This window comes from Streptomyces sp. SID13726, assembly GCF_010548375.1.
Taxonomy (GTDB): domain Bacteria; phylum Actinomycetota; class Actinomycetes; order Streptomycetales; family Streptomycetaceae; genus Streptomyces.
This window is the reverse complement of record NZ_JAAGLY010000830.1, coordinates 1-389: the sequence shown is the minus strand read 5'-3', so window position 1 is coordinate 389 and position 389 is coordinate 1. Positions and strand designations below refer to the sequence as shown.

Annotated in this window: 1 protein-coding gene; it reads left to right on the top strand. The window is 77.6% G+C overall.

The features are described from left to right. A partial coding sequence (locus tag G3I78_RS50540; protein ID WP_164437404.1) for an AAA domain-containing protein occupies positions 1-389 on the top strand: 389 nt, incomplete at both ends.

The window sequence follows — 389 nt, the reverse complement described above, 5'->3', positions numbered from 1 at the left end:
GCACGCGGTCGTCGAGAACATGCTGCGGGCGGTCGTGCTCGGGGCGGGCGTCCCGCGCGAGGTCGTCGCGAAGAAGGTCGCGGCGGACGGCCCGTCGCCGCCCGCCGTGTACGACGAGCTCGACGGCACCCACCTCGCGGCGTTCGCGACGCAGCCGGGGCCGCGCGTCGTCGGCGGCACCGCCTGGGACTTCGCGGCGGACCGGCTCCCGGCCGGTACGCTCGACCTGCTCGTCGTCGACGAGGCGGGCCAGCTCTCGCTCGCGACCACCGTCGCGGTGTCGCGCGCCGCGCACCGGCTCCTCCTGCTCGGCGACCCGCAGCAGCTCCCGCAGGTGAGCCAGGGACGCCACCCGGAGCCCGTCGACCGCTCGGCGCTCGGCTGGCTCG